Source organism: Stenotrophomonas sp. SBJS02 (assembly GCF_020428325.2).
GTDB lineage: Bacteria > Pseudomonadota > Gammaproteobacteria > Xanthomonadales > Xanthomonadaceae > Stenotrophomonas > Stenotrophomonas africana.
The window spans coordinates 1,806,115-1,822,275 of record NZ_CP109812.1 but is presented as its reverse complement, the minus strand read 5'-3'; the positions used below and the strand labels follow the sequence as shown (position 1 = coordinate 1,822,275).

The following is a 16,161-nucleotide window of genomic DNA, read 5'->3' as shown; positions in this document are numbered from 1 at the left end:
GCACGCCAGTCAATTCAGCTTATGGTGCCATTGACCGGGGCCGACGGGAAACGCTGCGTGCGGCCACGGCCAGTCGCAGTTCACGTCGCTGCCCGGAATCGAGCACATCCGGCCAGAACAGCAGGCGCCGGCGGCGCTGATCCTCACGCCAGAGCAGCAACAACCATGGGCCACGCACGACCAGTTGTGGTGCATCGACGTCCTCCCCGGCCACCTGCAGCGGCTCGGGCGGTACCGGCAGAAGCACCTGCACGCGCGGCCTGCACTGGCGCCAGGCCAGTTCGGCCAACCCGACGCCCCAGGCCAGCAACACGGCGGGCATCAGCAGCCGTGGCGGCAGATCCGATGCGCGCAGCAGCCAGGGGGCGGCCAGCAGTACCGCCAGCTGGGCGCGGCCTGGAGCCGCGAGGGGCGCCACTCAAGGCTTGAGGGCGAGGATCTTCTGCATGAGGGGGATCGCGTGCGCATGCGGGCAGGCCTCATAGCCCATGAACCAGCGCCACAACTTATCGTCCTCGCAGTCGAGCAGGAACAGGAAAACTTCGCGCTCTTCGGTCGGCGCAGTGCTCCATTCACGGTCCAGGTAACGGCCGAACAGCTGGTCCAGCTCGCGCATGCCGCGGCGGCAGCGCCAGCGCAGCTTCTTCAGCAGAACGTCTTCTTCCATCGTGTTTCTCCAGATACAGCAAAGCCACGCATGGCGTGGCTCTACTGGGGTGGCACGGCCACGGATGGCGCGGCTCTACCGGGTACAGCCAGAGCCGATCAGGCGCGGCGTTCCATCATCAGCTTCTTGATCTCGGCGATCGCCAGCGCCGGGTTCAGGCCCTTCGGGCAGGTCCGGGCGCAGTTCATGATGGTGTGGCAGCGGTACAGCTTGAACGGATCTTCCAGATCGTCCAGGCGCGCACCGGTGTCCTCATCACGCGAGTCGATGATCCAGCGGTAGGCCTGCAGCAGAATCGCCGGGCCCAGGTAACGCTCGCCGTTCCACCAGTAGCTCGGGCAGCTGGTCGAGCAGCACGCGCACAGGATGCACTCGTACAGGCCGTCCAGCTTCTTGCGGTCTTCCGGCGACTGCAGGCGCTCACGGTCCGGCGGTGCCGGGGTCTGAGTGCGGATCCACGGCTTGATCGACGCGTACTGCGCGTAGAAGTGGGTCAGGTCCGGAACCAGATCCTTGACCACGTTCATGTGCGGCAGCGGATAGATCGGCACTTCCTTCTTGCCGCAGTCCGAGATGGCTCGGGTGCAGGCCAGGGTGTTGGTGCCGTCGATGTTCATCGCGCACGAACCACAGATACCTTCGCGGCAGGAGCGGCGGAAGGTCAGGGTCGGGTCGATCTCGTTCTTGATCTTGATCAGGGCGTCCAGGACCATCGGGCCACAGGCGTCCAGATCAACTTCATAGGTGTCGGTGCGCGGGTTGCTGTCGTCGTCCGGACTCCAGCGGTAGATCTTGAAGGTGCGCACGTTCTTGCCGCCGTTCTTGACGGGGAAGTGCTTGCCCTTCGTGATCTTGGAATTCTTGGGGAGTGAAAACTCGGCCATGGCTGCTCTCGTTGGCTCAGGCGGCCCGCGCCCTTGGGCGCGGATTGCATGGTAGGCGGGGTCGGATCAGTACACGCGCGGCTTCGGCGGCACTACGGACACGTCGTCGGTCAACGTGTACATGTGCACCGGACGGTAGTCGAAGCTGCACTTGCCCTTCTCGTCGACGCTGACCAGGGTGTGCTTCTGCCAGTTGACGTCGTCGCGGTCCGGGAAGTCCTCGTGCGCATGCGCGCCGCGGCTTTCCTTGCGCTGTTCGGCCGAGTTGATCGTCGCCACCGCGTTGAGCAGCAGGTTGTTCAGCTCGTAGGTCTCGATCAGGTCCGAGTTCCACACCAGCGAACGGTCGGAGACCTTCACGTCCTGGAACGAGTCGAAGATCTTGTCCATCTTCTCGCAGCCTTCCTTCAGCGTCTGGCTGGTGCGGAAGACCGCCGCGTCGGCCTGCATGGTGCGCTGCATGCGATCGCGGATGACCGAGGTCGGGGTATCGCCGTTGGCGTGGCGCAGCTTGTCCAGCAGGCCCAGTGCCTTGTCGCACGCATCAGACGCCAGCGGCTTGTGCGATGCGCCCGGCTTGATGGTCTCGGCGCAGCGGTTGGCCACCGCACGACCGAACACCACCAGATCCAGCAGCGAGTTCGAACCCAGGCGGTTGGCACCGTGCACCGACACGCAGGCGGCTTCGCCGATCGCGTACAGGCCTGGGATCACCGCGTCGGGGTTGTCGCCGTCCTTGCGGACGACTTCGCCGTGGTAGTTGGTCGGGATGCCGCCCATGTTGTAGTGCACGGTCGGGATGACCGGGATCGGCTGCTTGTGCACGTCGACGCCGGCGAAGATGCGGGCGCTCTCGGCGATGCCCGGCAGCTTGTCGTCGATCACGCCCGGGCCGAGGTGGGTCAGGTCGAGCAGGATGTGGTCCTTGTGCTCGCCGACGCCGCGGCCTTCGCGGATCTCGATGGTCATCGAACGGCTGACCACGTCGCGCGAGGCCAGGTCCTTGTAGTGCGGCGCGTAGCGCTCCATGAAGCGCTCGCCGCTGCTGTTGCGCAGGATGCCACCTTCACCGCGGACACCCTCGGTGATCAGGCAGCCGGCGCCGTAGATGCCGGTCGGGTGGAACTGCACGAACTCCATGTCCTGCATGGCGATGCCGGCACGCATGGCCAGGCCGCCACCGTCGCCGGTGCAGGTGTGCGCCGAGGTGGCGCTGAAGTAGGCGCGGCCGTAGCCGCCGGTGGCCAGCACCACGCCCTGGGCGCGGAACAGGTGCAGGGTGCCGTCGGACATGTCCAGGGCCAGCACACCGCGGCAGGCGCCTTCGTCGTCGAAGATCAGGTCGAGCGCGAAGTACTCGATCATGAAGCGCGCATCGTGCTTCAGCGACTGCTGGTACAGGGTGTGCAGCATCGCGTGGCCGGTACGGTCGGCCGCCGCGCAGGTACGCTGCGCCGCCGGGCCTTCGCCGTACTTGGTGGTCATGCCACCGAACGGACGCTGGTAGATCTTGCCTTCGGCGGTGCGCGAGAACGGCACGCCGTAGTGTTCGAGCTCGATGATGGCCGGGATGGCCTCACGGCACATGTATTCGATGGCGTCCTGGTCGCCCAGCCAGTCCGACCCCTTGATGGTGTCGAAGAAGTGGTAGCGCCAGTCGTCCTCGCCCATGTTGCCGAGCGCGGCGGAAATACCGCCCTGGGCGGCAACGGTGTGCGAACGGGTCGGGAAGACCTTGGTCAGGCACACGGTCTGCAGGCCCTTGGCGGCCAGGCCGAACGTGGCGCGCAGGCCGGCGCCGCCGGCGCCGACCACGACCATGTCGTACTTGTGTTCGGTGATCTTGTAAGCGGACATCTAATCTGGATTCCTGTGTTGGTGCCTGGGCTCAGGCAACGCCGAGGGCGATGCGGCCCACCGCAAACACACTGACGATCATGCCGAGCACGGCGACGAACTTCACCGCGGTCTGCAGCACCAGGGCCAGCAGCGATTCGTGGATGTAGTCTTCCAGCACGACCTGCATGCCGAGCTGCGCGTGCCAGAACATGGCGATCAGCAGGCCGATCAGCGGCACTGCATTCCACGGTTTGGCCACGGCGGCGGCGGCGGTCGCGTAGTCCGAGCCCAGCAGGCTCAGCACGAAGACCAGGAACCAGATGCCCAGCGCCACCAGGGCGGCGGCGGTCAGGCGCTGGTGCACGAAGTGCTCGGTGCCGGTCTTGGCCGAGCCCAGGCCGCGCACGCTCTTCAACGGGGTACGGAACTTGCTCACGCGGCACCTCCGAACATCACATAGGCCCACACCAGCAGGGTGATCACCAGGCTGCCGATGACCGACAGCCAGCTGCTGCGGATGAACGCGGGGATGCTGAAGCCGATGGCGAAGTCCTGCACCACATGGCGGATGCCATTGCACAGGTGATAGGCGAACGACCATGTCCACGCGAACAGGAACACGCGGCCATACCAGGCCCCGGCATGGCCGGTGAAGCAGTTCCAGGACTCGGGCCCCATCATCAGGGCCAGCAGCCCGGCGGCGATGATGAGGGCACCAACAGACAGAAAGACGCCAGTGGCTCGATGCAGGATCGAGGTGGCCATCTGAATCTGCCAGCGATACACCTGAAGGTGCGGGGAAAGTGGGCGTTGTCTGGTCGCCATTCGCTGGGCTCGTTGTCTCGGCTGGGCGGCACGCGGCCGCGTTGGCTCAATGCTGATCAGAAATCGATGCAGCGTCCGTTTTTCTCCCAATCGCCATACCGCACCGGATCAAGTCCGCCGCGGCCGCCGAATTCCTCTGCCTTTTCCTGTTCCACGGGCACGGGTGCCGCAGGGACCAGCGGGGCTTCAGATTCGTCGTCGGGAGTGGGGGTTGTTTGGCCTATCATGTTCGGTCTCGCAACGCACAAATTTTAGACCTCGTTCACGTGCCTGACAACCTGCCCCCTGCTTTCGTCGGATATCCGCGCCTGCCCGGCCACCAGTTGCTGAGCCTGCAGGGCGTGGATGCGGCCGTTTTCGCCCACGCCCAGTTCAGCAGCGACGTCACTGCCCTGCCCCTGCAGCACTGGCAGTGGAGCGCCTGGTTGAGCGCCAAGGGCCGCACCCTGGCGGTGTTCCAGCTGCTTCGGCTGGCCGAAGACCACGTGATGCTGGTGCTGGCCGACGGCGATGCCGATGCGATTGCGTCGCAACTGCAGCGCTTCGTGTTCCGCCGAAAGGTCAAAGTGCTGCTGCGCAGCGATCTGGCGGTGGCCGGCGCGTTCACCGCACCCGAGGCCGCCAGTGGCGCCGCGATTGCGCAGACCGCAGGTGACGGTTGGGAGCTGGACCTGGGCAGCGACGCCTTGCCGCGGACCCTGCGCATTGGCAGCGCCGATGCCTTTGCTGCCGGCAGTGAAGCCGATGAGGCCGCTTTCGCACTGGCCTGGCGCCAGGCCGACCTGCGCTACGGCCTGCCCCGGCTGGAAGAAAGCCAGCGCGAAGTGTGGACCCCGCAGCAGCTGGGGTTGGACCGCCTGAACGGTTACAGCGTGAAGAAGGGCTGCTATCCCGGCCAGGAAATCGTCGCCCGCACCCACTTCCTCGGCAAAGCCAAGCGCGCGGTGCAGTTGCTGCATACCGCGGCACCGGCGCAGGCCGGCGATGGCGTGCAGCAGGAAGGCGCGGCGCTGGGCACGATTGCCAGCGTGGCCGACGACCTGGCACTGGCGGTGCTGCCGCTGGAGGCCAGCGATGCCGAGCTGCAGGTGGGTGATGCCATTGCGCAGCGCGTGCCGTTGCTGGATGGCCTGGCACGCTGAATTTGAAGGGCCTTCATCCACGCGGTGGGTGCGGACCGTTGGTCCGCACGCCTTCGGCGGAGGAATGGTAGTGCCGGCGTGGCCGGCAACCACGCATGATTGAGGTAGCCGGCCAGCGGCCGGCACTACCGGTTAGAGGCGCTCGCCGGTTTCCGGGCTGAAGAAGTGCAGTCCCTGCGGGTGGATCGCCACGCGGATCTGCTCGCCCACCGCCGGCAGCGCCTGCGGCGCAACACGCATGGTCAGTGCATGCTGGCCACTGCTCATGTTGACGAAAATCTCGTTGCCGACGGGCTCGATGCCTTCAATGCGCGCGGTGAACGCGTGCGTGTCTTCGCTGCCTGCCGGTTGCAGGTGCTCCGGCCGCACGCCCACCGCGATCGGCTTCTGCAGCCATGCCGGATCGATCGTGGCCTGGCCCAGCGGTGCACGCCACTCGCCGTCGACCACGGTCACGCCACCGGCATCGCCCTGCAGCGTGCCACGCAGCACGTTCATCGCCGGACTGCCGAGGAAACCCGCCACGAACAGGTTGGCCGGGCGGTCGTACAGTGCCATCGGCGTATCGATCTGCTGGATGATGCCGTCCTTCAGCACCACGATGCGCTGGCCCAGGGTCATCGCTTCGACCTGGTCGTGCGTCACGTAGATCATGGTGGTGCCCAGCTTGCGGTGCAGCTGCGCGATCTCGGTGCGCACGCTGTGGCGCAGCTTGGCATCCAGATTGGACAGCGGTTCGTCGAGCAGGAACACCGCCGGCTCGCGCACCAGCGCCCGGCCCAGCGCAACTCGCTGGCGCTGGCCGCCGGACATCGCCTTGGGCAGCTTGTCCATCATCTCGGTCAGGCCCAGCGTCTGCGCGGCGTCGGCGATGCGCTTGTCGATGGTCGCCTTGTCATGCCCGCGCAGCTTCAGGCCGAAGGCCAGGTTCTCGGCCACGGTCATGTGCGGGTACAGCGCGTAGCTCTGGAACACCATGGCGATGTCGCGATCCTTCGGCGCCACGTCGTTGACCACGCGATCACCGATGGTCAGCATGCCGCCGCTGATCTCCTCCAGGCCAGCCACCATCCGCAGCAGGGTCGACTTGCCACAGCCGGACGGACCGACCAGCACCATCAGCTCGCCATCGGCGACCTCGAAGCTGGCGTCCTTCACCGCGACCTGGCCGTTGTCATAGACCTTGCGCACACCCTGCAACTGCACTTTTGCCATATCACCTATCCGGTCCGCCCGAAGCCGGGCTGTCTTTTGGGACTGCCTCGGCCCTCCCGATGGCAGTGATGATTGCGCGCTTGCCGCATGACGGCGAGCACTGCAATCGAATACAGTTGCCCATTCTGCCATGTAAACGTTTTCACGTGGCACTATCCGATGATCGGTGCGCACGATCTGCGTCGGCGGTTGAACGAAGGTTCCGCCGAGGTAGTGGTTTCGAATGGAACGGTCTTCCGGTATCCCGGAGAACGCCCCCGACGAACCTCGGACAGGCAGTTGCGCGGATGTCCCCCGAACCCAGCCATGAAGCGATTGACAACGATGTCACCCGGATCTGAAACTCGAGCGATGCACGACACCCTCTTCCTGTTCGGTGCCACAGGTGATCTGGCCCAGCGCTACCTGTTCCCTTCGCTGCTTCGCCTGCTTGGCGACGGCCTGCTGCCGGAGGACTTCCGCATCCGTGCGCTGGCCCTGTCCGGGCATGACACCGAAGCCTTCCATGACATCCTGCGGCCGCGCCTGCAGCAGGCCATGCCGATGGCCACGCAGGATGACATCGGCGCCCTGCTGCGCCGCATCGACTACCGTTCGGTGGACCTGCGCGATGTCGACTCGGTTGCCGCCGCGGTCTCCGACCTGGTGGACCGCAAGTGCGTCAGCTACCTGGCCATCCCGCCTGGCCTGTACATCTCCACCTGCGAAGGCCTGGCCAAGGGCGGTGCACTTGCCGCACCGGCACGGCTGATGCTGGAGAAGCCCATCGGCAGCGACAGCGAGAGCGCCGAGGAAATCATCAGCACCATCGGCCAGTGGATCGACGAAGACCGCGTGTTCCGCCTCGACCACTACCTGGGCAAGGCAGCGGTGCAGAACCTGATCGCGCTGCGCTTCGGCAACACGCTGCTGGAAGCGGTATGGAACCGCAACTACATCGAATCGGTGCACATCCTGGTGGCCGAGAGCGAAGGCGTGGACGGCCGCGACGCCTACTACGCACGCTCCGGCGCGCTGCGCGACATGGTGCAGAGCCACATCCTGCAGCTGCTGTGCATGGTGGCGATGGAACCGCCGGCCTCGCTGGAAGCCGACCGCATCCGCGACGAGAAGGTCAAGGTGCTGCGCGCCCTGCGCCCGCTTGATGCCAAGCACGCCGCGCGTGACAGCATCCGTGGCCGCTACACCGCCGGCACCATCAACGGGCAACCGGCCCAGGCCTATCAGCCGCCGGAAGGCAGCGACGTGGAAACCTTCGCCGGTGTCACCGCGCACATCGACAACTGGCGCTGGAGCGGTGTGCCGTTCCACCTCGTCACCGGCAAGCGCCTGCCCGAGCGCACTACCCGCGTGGTGGTCACGCTGAAGCCGGTCACCCACTGGCTGTTCGAGCGCCCGCAGCGCGCGCAGGCCGCACCGAACCGCCTGGTGTTCCAGCTGCAGCCGCAGGAAAACATCGAACTGGGCCTGATGAGCAGCCTGGCCGGCCCGGAATGGGGCGCGCTGGAACTGCATCCGCTGGAACTGGAACTGTCGGTGCCAACCGGCCTGCACCGCCGCATCGCGTACGAACGTCTGTTCCTGGACGCGTTCAACGGCAACCACACGCTGTTCGTGCGCGATGACGAAGTGCGCGCCGCCTGGGCGTGGATCGACAGCGTCGCCGATGCCTGGAAGGACGCCAAGCTGCCGCTGGAACCCTACCCGGCCGGCCAATGGGGCCCGAGCAATGCGGGCGAGTTCCTTCCGCAGGGTGTGGACGCACCGGACACTGGAGCCTCGGCATGAGTGCCAGTTCGCAGCCGGTGCTGGTCGCCGACATCGGTGGCACCAACGCCCGCTTCGCCCTGGCCGACACCTCGCTGGACGCACCGCTGCAGAAAGACAGCATCCGCGAGTACGCGGTGGCGGAGTTCCCGTCGCTGGGTGATGCCGCGCGCCACCATCTGGAACAGATCGGCGCCACTGCAAGCCGCGGCGTGTTCGCGGTTGCCGGTCGGGTCGATGGAGACGAAGCGCGCATCACCAACCATCCGTGGGTGATCTCGCGCAGCCGCACCGCCGCCATGCTCGGTTTCGACGAACTGCACCTGATCAACGACTTCGCCGCACAGGCGATGGCGATTTCACTGCTGCAGCCCGATGACGTGGTCCAGGTCGGCGGTGCCGCCTGGGTCCCGGGCAAGCCCGGCCAGCCGCGCAACTACGCGGTGATCGGCCCGGGTACCGGCCTGGGTGTCGGCGGCCTGATCCTGCGCCACGGGCGCTGCTACCCGCTGGAAACCGAAGGCGGCCATGTCAGCTTCCCGCCGGGAACCCCGGAGGAGATCCGCATCCTGGAAATCCTGTCCGAACAGTTCGGTCGCGTCTCCAACGAGCGGCTGATCTGCGGCCCCGGCCTGGTCAACATCCATCGCGCGGTGTGTGAGATGGCCGGTATCGACCCGGGCCAGCTGCAGCCGGTGGACGTGACCGCCCGCGCCCTGCACGGTGATCCGCAGGCGATGCGCACCGTGGACGTGTTCTGCGCGGTGTTCGGCGCCATTGCCGGTGACCTGGTGCTGACCCAGGGCGCCTGGGACGGCGTGTTCCTGACCGGCGGCCTGACCCCGAAGATGCTCGATTCACTGCAGCACTCCGGTTTCCGCCAGCGCTTCGAACACAAGGGGCGGTTCTCTTCGATCATGGCGCGCGTGCCCTCCTTGGCCGTGATGCATCCCCACGCCGGACTGCTGGGCGCCGCCGCCTATGCCGCCGACGCCGAACGTGACGCACCTGGAGTTGCCGCATGAGCCCCACCTTCCACGACGACCGCATCGAGTTCATCAACCACGGCGATGCCGATGGCTGGATCGAGGCAGTGGCCGCCGAGATGGCGCAGACCCTCAACCACGACATCAACGAAGTGGGCCGCGCCCGCATCCTGTTGTCCGGCGGCACCACGCCGGCGCCGATCTACCAGGCACTGGCCGAGTTGGACGTGCACTGGGACCGGGTGGAAGTGAGCCTGGCCGACGAGCGCTGGCTGTCGCCGCAGGATCGCGACAGCAATGCCTGGCTGGTGCGCGAAAACCTGCTCAAGCGCGCCGAAGGTGCGCATTTCGACCCGCTGGTGCGCATCGGCAAGCCGCTGCCGGAATGCGTCTACACCGCCAACCTGCAGGCCCAGCACAGCCAGCCGCCGAGCCTGGTGGCACTGGGCATGGGCAACGACGGCCACACCGCCTCGCTGTTCCCGGGCTCGAAGGACCTGGCCCGCGCACTGGAAAGCACCCTGCCCTACGCGGCACTGGATGCCACCGGCTGCCCGGGCGCGAACCAGTGGCCGCTGCGCATCACGCTGACCCCGCACGGCCTGCGCCAATGCCGCCAGCGCCTGCTGCTGCTGCGTGGCAAGCAGAAGCTGCAGGTGCTGCGCCAGGCGCTGGACAGCAACGATGCCCAGCAGTATCCGATCCTCAACGCGATCAACCTGGAAGGCGCGCGCCTGCGCGTCCACTGGGCTGATTGATGTCGGCGGCGGCGCCGCGCCGCCGCTTGCCTCTCGCCACCACGAACGCCGGTAGCCAATGAGCCTCCATCCGCAACTGCAAGCCATCACTGAGCGTGTCATCCGCCGCAGCGCCGCCTCGCGTGCCGCCTATCTGGCCGCGATCGACGCCTCCCTGCGTGAGGGCCCGTTCCGCAGCCGCCTGAGCTGCGGCAACCTCGCCCACGGGTTCGCCGCCTGCGGCGGCACCGACAAGAGCCGCCTGCGTGGCGGGGTGACGCCGAACCTCGGCATCATCACCGCCTACAACGACATGCTGTCGGCGCACCAGCCGTTCGAGACCTATCCGGAACAGATCCGCGAGATCGCGCGCGAGCTTGGCGCCACCGCACAGGTGGCCGGCGGCGTGCCGGCGATGTGCGACGGCGTCACCCAGGGCCGCGGTGGCATGGAACTGTCCCTGTTCTCGCGCGATGTCATTGCCCAGGCCACGGCGATCGGCCTCAGCCACGACATGTTCGACACCACCGTCTACCTCGGTGTCTGCGACAAGATCGTACCGGGCCTGCTGATCGGTGCGCTGGCCTTCGGCCATCTGCCGGCGGTGTTCGTGCCGGCCGGCCCGATGACACCGGGCATCCCGAACAAGCAGAAGGCCGAAGTGCGCGAGCGCTACGCCGCCGGTGAAGCCACCCGCGAAGAACTGCTGGAAGCCGAGTCCGCCTCCTACCATGGCGCCGGCACCTGCACCTTCTACGGCACGGCCAACTCCAACCAGGTGCTGCTGGAAGCGATGGGCGTGCAGCTGCCGGGCGCGTCGTTCGTCAATCCGGGCACGCCACTGCGCGATGCACTGACCCGCGAAGCGACCGAACGTGCGTTGGACATCACCGCATTGGGCGACGACTTCCGCCCGCTGGGCCGGATCATCGACGAGCGCGCGATCATCAACGCCGTCATCGCGCTGATGGCCACCGGCGGGTCGACCAACCACACCATCCACTGGATCGCGGTGGCGCGTGCTGCCGGCATCGTGCTGACCTGGGACGACTTCGACGAACTGTCGCAGCTGATCCCGCTGCTGGCCCGCGTCTATCCGAACGGCGACGCCGACGTGAACCGTTTTGCGGCCGCAGGCGGCCCGGCCTTCGTGTTCGGCGAGCTGATCAAGGCGGGCCTGATGCATGGCGACCTGGTCAGCGTCGCGCGTGGCGGCATGGCCGACTACGCACGCGAACCGCAGCTGCGCGATGGCCAGCTCGTCTATCTGCCGGGCCTGGAACGCAGCGCCGATGACGAGGTGGTGCGTGGCGTCGACAACCCGTTCGAGCACCAGGGCGGACTGCGGCTGCTGCGCGGCAACCTGGGCAAGTCGCTGATCAAGCTGTCGGCGGTGAAGCCGCAGTACCGCACGATCGAAGCACCGGCGGTGGTGGTCGATGCACCGCAGGTGTTGAACAAGCTGCATGCCGGTGGCCTGCTGCCCGAGCATTTCGTGGCAGTGGTGCGTTACCAGGGCCCGCGTGCGAACGGCATGCCGGAACTGCATTCGCTGGCGCCCCTGCTGGGCCTGCTGCAGAACCAGGGCCGGCGCGTGGCGCTGGTCACAGACGGCCGCCTGTCCGGCGCCTCGGGCAAGATTCCGGCAGCGATCCACGTGACGCCGGAGGCTGCCCGCGGCGGCCCGCTGGCCAAGGTGCGCGAGGGCGACATGATCCGCCTGGATGGCGAGGCCGGCACGCTGGAAGTGCTGGTGGACGCGGCCGAATGGGCGGCACGCCCGCTGGCGCCGAACACTGCGCCTGCCGCGCATGACCTGGGCCGCAATCTGTTCGCGATCAACCGCCGCGTGGTGGGTCCGGCCGACCAGGGGGCGATTTCGATTTCGTGCGGGCCGGCGGCGGCCGATGGTGGGCCGTGGGAGTACGACGCGGAATACGAGCTGGGGCACGATGCGGCGGCAGCGGCGGCGCCGCATGAGGCAAAAGACGCCTGAAGCGAAAAGCCGCGGCAGGCTTCCCGATCTGGGCAGTAGAGCGCCCTGGCCGGGACACGCCGTAAACCCCTCCATGGGGGCTCGGTCGCGGCATCCATGCCGCTCACGGTCCCGGCTGGGGCTACCCGCGCCCTCCTGACACTCTACGGCGCATCGACGCCGCGAAGTGATCACTGAAAATCAAATTCAAAAGCAGAAGCAAAGGCAGAAGCAGAGCTATGGGTATCGAACAACATCAGGTGAAGGCGGCGGAGCTGTTGCGTGCGGCGGGCATCCTGCCGGTGGTGACGATTCATACGCTGGACCAGGCGCGTGCGGTCAGTGCGGCGCTGCTGGAAGGTGGCTTGCCGGCGATCGAGCTGACGCTGCGCACGCCGGTGGCGATGGAAGCGCTGGCGATGCTCAAGCGCGAGCTGCCGGACGTGGTGGTGGGTGCCGGTACGGTGCTGACCGTGGAGCAGATGCAGCAGTCGATAGATGCGGGTGCGGACTTCCTGGTGACCCCGGGTACGCCGCCGGCACTGGCTGATGCACTGGCCGCTGCACCGCTGCCGGTGGTGCCGGGTGCAGCCACCCCGACCGAGCTGCTGTCGCTCTACGCCCGTGGCTTCCGCGTGTGCAAGCTGTTCCCGGCCACGGCTGTGGGTGGCCTGGCAATGATCAAGGGACTGGCCGGCCCGGTGGCGGACCTGAAGCTGTGCCCGACCGGCGGCATCACCGAGAACACCGCCGCCGAATACCTCGAGCAGAAGAACGTGGTCTGCATCGGTGGTTCGTGGATGGTGCCGGGCAACTGGATCGCCAACGGCGAATGGGACAAGGTGCGCGCCAGCGCCGCAGACGCCGCCAAGATCATCCAGCGCGTGCGCGGCCACTGAGCCCGACAAAGGTGTAGAGCCGAGCCCATGCTCGGCTCCGCCCCAGCGGAACGGAAAGCAGCCGAGCATCGGCTCGGCTCTACAGAACCAGCATCCAGAGGCGCAAAGCGCGCGACCCGCTCCTGCTCTTCCTTCTTCAATTCCGCGGTGGACGCGCACGGAACCTGTCCGTGGCCGGGCGGATGGGTTGTGCAGGGACGTGAGCCGCATGGATGCGGCGACCGAGCTTACAGGGACGTACTTGCAGCGCCCCCTGCACAGCCCATCCGCCCGGCCAACCACCACAATCCAACCGCACCACCACCGCGAGGGGCTCAGCCGTTGGCCGAATCCCTTACAGCGGCCGCGCCGGATCCACCAGCCCGTACTGGCTGGCCATCCGCGCCAACGCGATGTTGTCGTGGATCCCCATCTTCTCGAACAACCGCGCCTTGTGCGTGTTCACCGTCTTCGCACTCAGGCTCAGACGACGCGCGATGTCCTCCTGACGCAGGCCCTGGGTCAGCAGCAGTGCCACCTCCAGCTCGCGCGGCGACAGGCTGTCGAACGGCGAACCGTTGCCTTCCACCGTCGACAGCGCCAGGTTCTGCGCGATGCTGGTGCCCAGGTAGCGACGGCCACCGGCCACGTCACGCACCGCGCGCAACAGCTCCTGCGCATCGCAGCCCTTGCCGATGTAGCCGGCAGCACCGGCTTCAAGCAGCCGCTTCGGCAGCGGGCCATCTTCCAGCACCGACACGATCACCACGCGGGTATTGCGGTGGCTGCGCACGATACGCTCGGTCACTTCCATGCCGCTCACACCCGGCAGGTGCAGGTCACACAGCACCACATCCGGCAGCAGCTGACGGACTTCACGCAGCGCATCTTCGCCGGTCTCGGCTTCGCCCACCACCTCGATGTCGGTTTCCCCCGACAGAATCATCTTCATCCCGGTGCGGACCAGCGCGTGGTCATCCACCAGGTAGACTCGAATCGTCATCCACGTACCTCTTCGAATGCGGCCATTGCAGGTCAAGCTAGGTGGGGTGCCGATACCCCTGCAAGCGCGTTCGGAATGCGACCCCGGCAATCTGCCTTGCGCATCACAGTACCGCGCGTTGTGCTTGCCCCCTGTCTTGCAGAACCTGCTGCAACGAAACAACTGATCTATCACGTAGACGTCCCTCAAGGGCCATCCACGTCAATCCCCCTGTGATGATGCTTCGCTGGCCTTCGCTGGCGGCGAGCCATGACGTCGCCATGGGTGCCGGCGACTGAACATGACCAGATAGCACCCTACCACCCAAACCAGCGCGGCACACCATCCGGCCAGGATATCGGAGGGGTAATGCACCCCCAGATAGACCCGGGACACGCTGACCAGCAGGCTGAATGCCGGCGCCAGCAACAGCACCGGCCAGCGCCAGCGGGTGTTCCAGGCCAGCAGCACCAGGGTCACCGCCAGGGTCATCGAGCCCATCGCGTGGCCACTGGGGAAGCTGAACGTCGATTCCGGGGCGATCGATTCCCACAGGCTGGGGCGCTGGCGCTGGAAGAAGTGCTTGCTGCCCATGTTCAGCAGTGCCGAGCCGACGAAGCTGACCGCCACGAACGTGGCTTCACGCCAACGCCGGTAGCCCAGCAACACTGCGATGATCAGCACATCGGCCGGGATCAGGAACCATTCGTAGCCCAGCCTGGAAATGAGCACGAAGAAGCGGTCCAGCAGCGGCGAATGCAGGCCATGCATCTGCCACAGCAGCGGCGCGTCGAAATGGAACGATTCAAACTCGTGCACCTCGTCGGCCAGGGCGACGAAGCCGGCCAGCGGCAGCAGCACGCCACCGAACAGCAGGACCAGGCGCCAGGCATTGCGCGCCATCCAGTGGCGGAAGCCGGAGGCGGACTCCGGTGCAGCGAGGATCGCGGGCTTATCCGGCGCTTCGGACATATTTGTGTTCGACGTAGTCGTCGATCAGGGCGACGAACTCCTGGGCGATGTTGTCGCCACGCAGGGTCACCTTCTTCTCTCCATCGACGAACACCGGTGCCGCAGGCGTTTCACCCGTGCCCGGCAGCGAGATGCCGATGTTGGCATGGCGCGACTCACCCGGTCCGTTGACGATGCAGCCCATCACCGCCAGGGTCATGTTCTCCGCACCCGGGTGATGGATCTTCCACAGCGGCATCTTCTCGCGCACGTGGTTCTGCACCACCTTGGCCAGCTCCTGGAAGAACTCGGAGGTGGTGCGGCCGCAGCCCGGGCAGGCCGTGACCAGCGGCGTGAAGGCACGCTGCCCGGTGGTCTGCAGCAGTTCCTGGGCAACGATCACTTCCTGCGTACGCGACTGACCCGGTTCCGGGGTCAGCGAGATCCGGATGGTGTCACCGATGCCTTCCTGCAGCAGCACGCTCAGCGCCGCCGACGAGGCGACGATGCCCTTGCTGCCGATACCGGCTTCGGTCAGGCCCAGGTGCAGGGCGAAGTCCGAGCGCTGGGCCAGGTCGCGGTAAACCGCGATCAGCTCCTGCACGCCACTGACCTTGGCCGACAGCACGATGCGATCGCGCGGCAGGCCGAGCTCCACCGCCTGCTCGGCCGAGTCCAGCGCCGAGCGGATCAGCGCCTCGCGCAGCACGCGGCCGGCGTCCCAGGGCTGCTCGCGCAGGTTGTTCTCGTCCATCAGCTTCGCCGCCAGGGCCTGGTCCAGCGAGCCCCAGTTGGCGCCGATGCGCACCGGCTTGTTGTAGCGGATCGCGAACTCGATCAACTGGGCGAACTGCAGGTCCTTCTTCTTGCCGAAGCCGACGTTGCCCGGGTTGATGCGGTACTTGGCCAGCGCTTCGGCACACGCCGGTTCGGCGGTGAGCAGCTGGTGACCGTTGTAATGGAAGTCACCGATCAGTGGCACGTCGATGCCCATCATCGCCAGCTTGTCGACGATGCGCGGGATCGCCGCAGCGGCTTCAACGGTGTTGACGGTCAAACGCACCATTTCCGAACCCGCACGCCAGAGCTCGGCCACCTGCTTCACGCTGGAGGCGACGTCGGACGTGTCCGTGTTGGTCATCGACTGCACCACGACCGGCTTGCCTCCACCTACGGTGACCCCGCCGATCTGCACGGCATGGGTCTGGCGGCGGGGCCAGGAGGTGGCATCGGAGGGGGGAGTCGGGCGGGAGACGGCGTCGTGCATGGGCGCATTCTACCGCCCGCCCCCGCATTCGGGGTGACTCGCATTC

Annotated in this window: 17 protein-coding genes; 6 read left to right on the top strand and 11 right to left on the bottom strand. The window is 66.7% G+C overall.

Going from position 1 to position 16,161, the window contains the following annotated elements; genetic code table 11:
• Positions 1-19: 19 nt before the first annotated feature.
• From FQS62_RS08695 to FQS62_RS08665, 7 genes are all read right to left on the bottom strand, one after another.
• A complete protein-coding gene (locus FQS62_RS08695) occupies positions 20-418 on the bottom strand; it encodes a hypothetical protein (protein WP_268924498.1) in 399 nt (132 codons plus the stop codon).
• Entirely contained in the window at positions 419-667 is a 249-nt protein-coding gene (locus FQS62_RS08690) for an FAD assembly factor SdhE (RefSeq protein WP_004153155.1), read from the bottom strand.
• Between the two features lie 98 nt (positions 668-765).
• The gene (locus FQS62_RS08685) at positions 766-1,551 is read right to left on the bottom strand and encodes a succinate dehydrogenase iron-sulfur subunit (protein WP_005409079.1); all 786 of its coding nucleotides are present in this window, start codon (positions 1,549-1,551) and stop codon (positions 766-768) included.
• 66 nt (positions 1,552-1,617) lie between these two features.
• Positions 1,618-3,408 (bottom strand): succinate dehydrogenase flavoprotein subunit, encoded by a 1,791-nt coding sequence (gene sdhA, locus FQS62_RS08680; protein ID WP_057500721.1) that lies wholly within the window; start codon positions 3,406-3,408, stop codon positions 1,618-1,620.
• Between the two features lie 31 nt (positions 3,409-3,439).
• Positions 3,440-3,826: a succinate dehydrogenase, hydrophobic membrane anchor protein gene (gene sdhD / locus FQS62_RS08675; RefSeq protein WP_024958619.1), complete on the bottom strand. Its 387-nt coding sequence runs from the start codon at positions 3,824-3,826 to the stop codon at positions 3,440-3,442.
• Positions 3,823-4,215: a succinate dehydrogenase, cytochrome b556 subunit gene (sdhC, locus tag FQS62_RS08670; protein WP_024958620.1), complete on the bottom strand. Its 393-nt coding sequence runs from the start codon at positions 4,213-4,215 to the stop codon at positions 3,823-3,825. The genes sdhD and sdhC overlap by 4 nt, the downstream gene beginning before the upstream one ends.
• Positions 4,216-4,271: 56 nt before the next feature.
• A complete protein-coding gene (locus FQS62_RS08665) occupies positions 4,272-4,442 on the bottom strand; it encodes a DUF1674 domain-containing protein (protein ID WP_005409075.1) in 171 nt (56 codons plus the stop codon).
• Positions 4,443-4,481: 39 nt separating this feature from the next.
• Here FQS62_RS08665 and FQS62_RS08660 point away from each other — a divergent pair, with 39 nt between their 5' ends.
• A complete protein-coding gene (locus tag FQS62_RS08660; protein WP_208043633.1) occupies positions 4,482-5,357 on the top strand; it encodes a CAF17-like 4Fe-4S cluster assembly/insertion protein YgfZ in 876 nt (291 codons plus the stop codon).
• A gap of 132 nt (positions 5,358-5,489) precedes the next feature.
• On the opposite strand, the gene ugpC is transcribed toward FQS62_RS08660, so the two are convergent.
• A complete protein-coding gene (gene ugpC / locus FQS62_RS08655) occupies positions 5,490-6,572 on the bottom strand; it encodes an ABC transporter ATP-binding protein (protein ID WP_208043392.1) in 1,083 nt (360 codons plus the stop codon).
• 351 nt (positions 6,573-6,923) lie between these two features.
• On the opposite strand from ugpC, the gene zwf reads away from it, so the two are divergent.
• The 5 genes from zwf to eda all read left to right on the top strand — a co-directional run bounded on the left by zwf (position 6,924) and on the right by eda (position 12,936).
• Complete coding sequence (zwf, locus tag FQS62_RS08650; protein WP_088479157.1) at positions 6,924-8,360, top strand: glucose-6-phosphate dehydrogenase; 1,437 nt, start codon at positions 6,924-6,926, stop codon at positions 8,358-8,360.
• Positions 8,357-9,364, top strand: a complete 1,008-nt coding sequence (gene glk, locus FQS62_RS08645) for a glucokinase (protein ID WP_049447609.1) — start codon at positions 8,357-8,359, stop codon at positions 9,362-9,364. The genes zwf and glk overlap by 4 nt, the downstream gene beginning before the upstream one ends.
• On the top strand, positions 9,361-10,083 hold the full coding sequence (pgl, locus tag FQS62_RS08640) for a 6-phosphogluconolactonase (protein WP_049447610.1): 723 nt from the start codon (positions 9,361-9,363) through the stop codon (positions 10,081-10,083). Before glk ends, pgl begins: the two co-directional genes overlap by 4 nt.
• 58 nt (positions 10,084-10,141) lie before the next feature.
• Positions 10,142-12,058, top strand: coding sequence for a phosphogluconate dehydratase (gene edd, locus FQS62_RS08635; protein WP_049447611.1), 1,917 nt, complete (start codon positions 10,142-10,144; stop codon positions 12,056-12,058).
• 218 nt (positions 12,059-12,276) lie between these two features.
• Positions 12,277-12,936 (top strand): bifunctional 4-hydroxy-2-oxoglutarate aldolase/2-dehydro-3-deoxy-phosphogluconate aldolase, encoded by a 660-nt coding sequence (gene eda, locus FQS62_RS08630; protein WP_005409068.1) that lies wholly within the window; start codon positions 12,277-12,279, stop codon positions 12,934-12,936.
• A gap of 334 nt (positions 12,937-13,270) precedes the next feature.
• Here eda and FQS62_RS08625 read toward each other — a convergent pair whose 3' ends face one another.
• From FQS62_RS08625 to ispG, 3 genes are all read right to left on the bottom strand, one after another.
• On the bottom strand, positions 13,271-13,918 hold the full coding sequence (locus FQS62_RS08625) for a response regulator (protein ID WP_004153112.1): 648 nt from the start codon (positions 13,916-13,918) through the stop codon (positions 13,271-13,273).
• 201 nt (positions 13,919-14,119) lie between these two features.
• Entirely contained in the window at positions 14,120-14,869 is a 750-nt protein-coding gene (locus FQS62_RS08620) for a phosphatase PAP2 family protein (protein ID WP_057500716.1), read from the bottom strand.
• Complete coding sequence (gene ispG / locus FQS62_RS08615) at positions 14,850-16,115, bottom strand: flavodoxin-dependent (E)-4-hydroxy-3-methylbut-2-enyl-diphosphate synthase (protein ID WP_057500715.1); 1,266 nt, start codon at positions 16,113-16,115, stop codon at positions 14,850-14,852. Before ispG ends, FQS62_RS08620 begins: the two co-directional genes overlap by 20 nt.
• Positions 16,116-16,161: the final 46 nt, after the last annotated feature.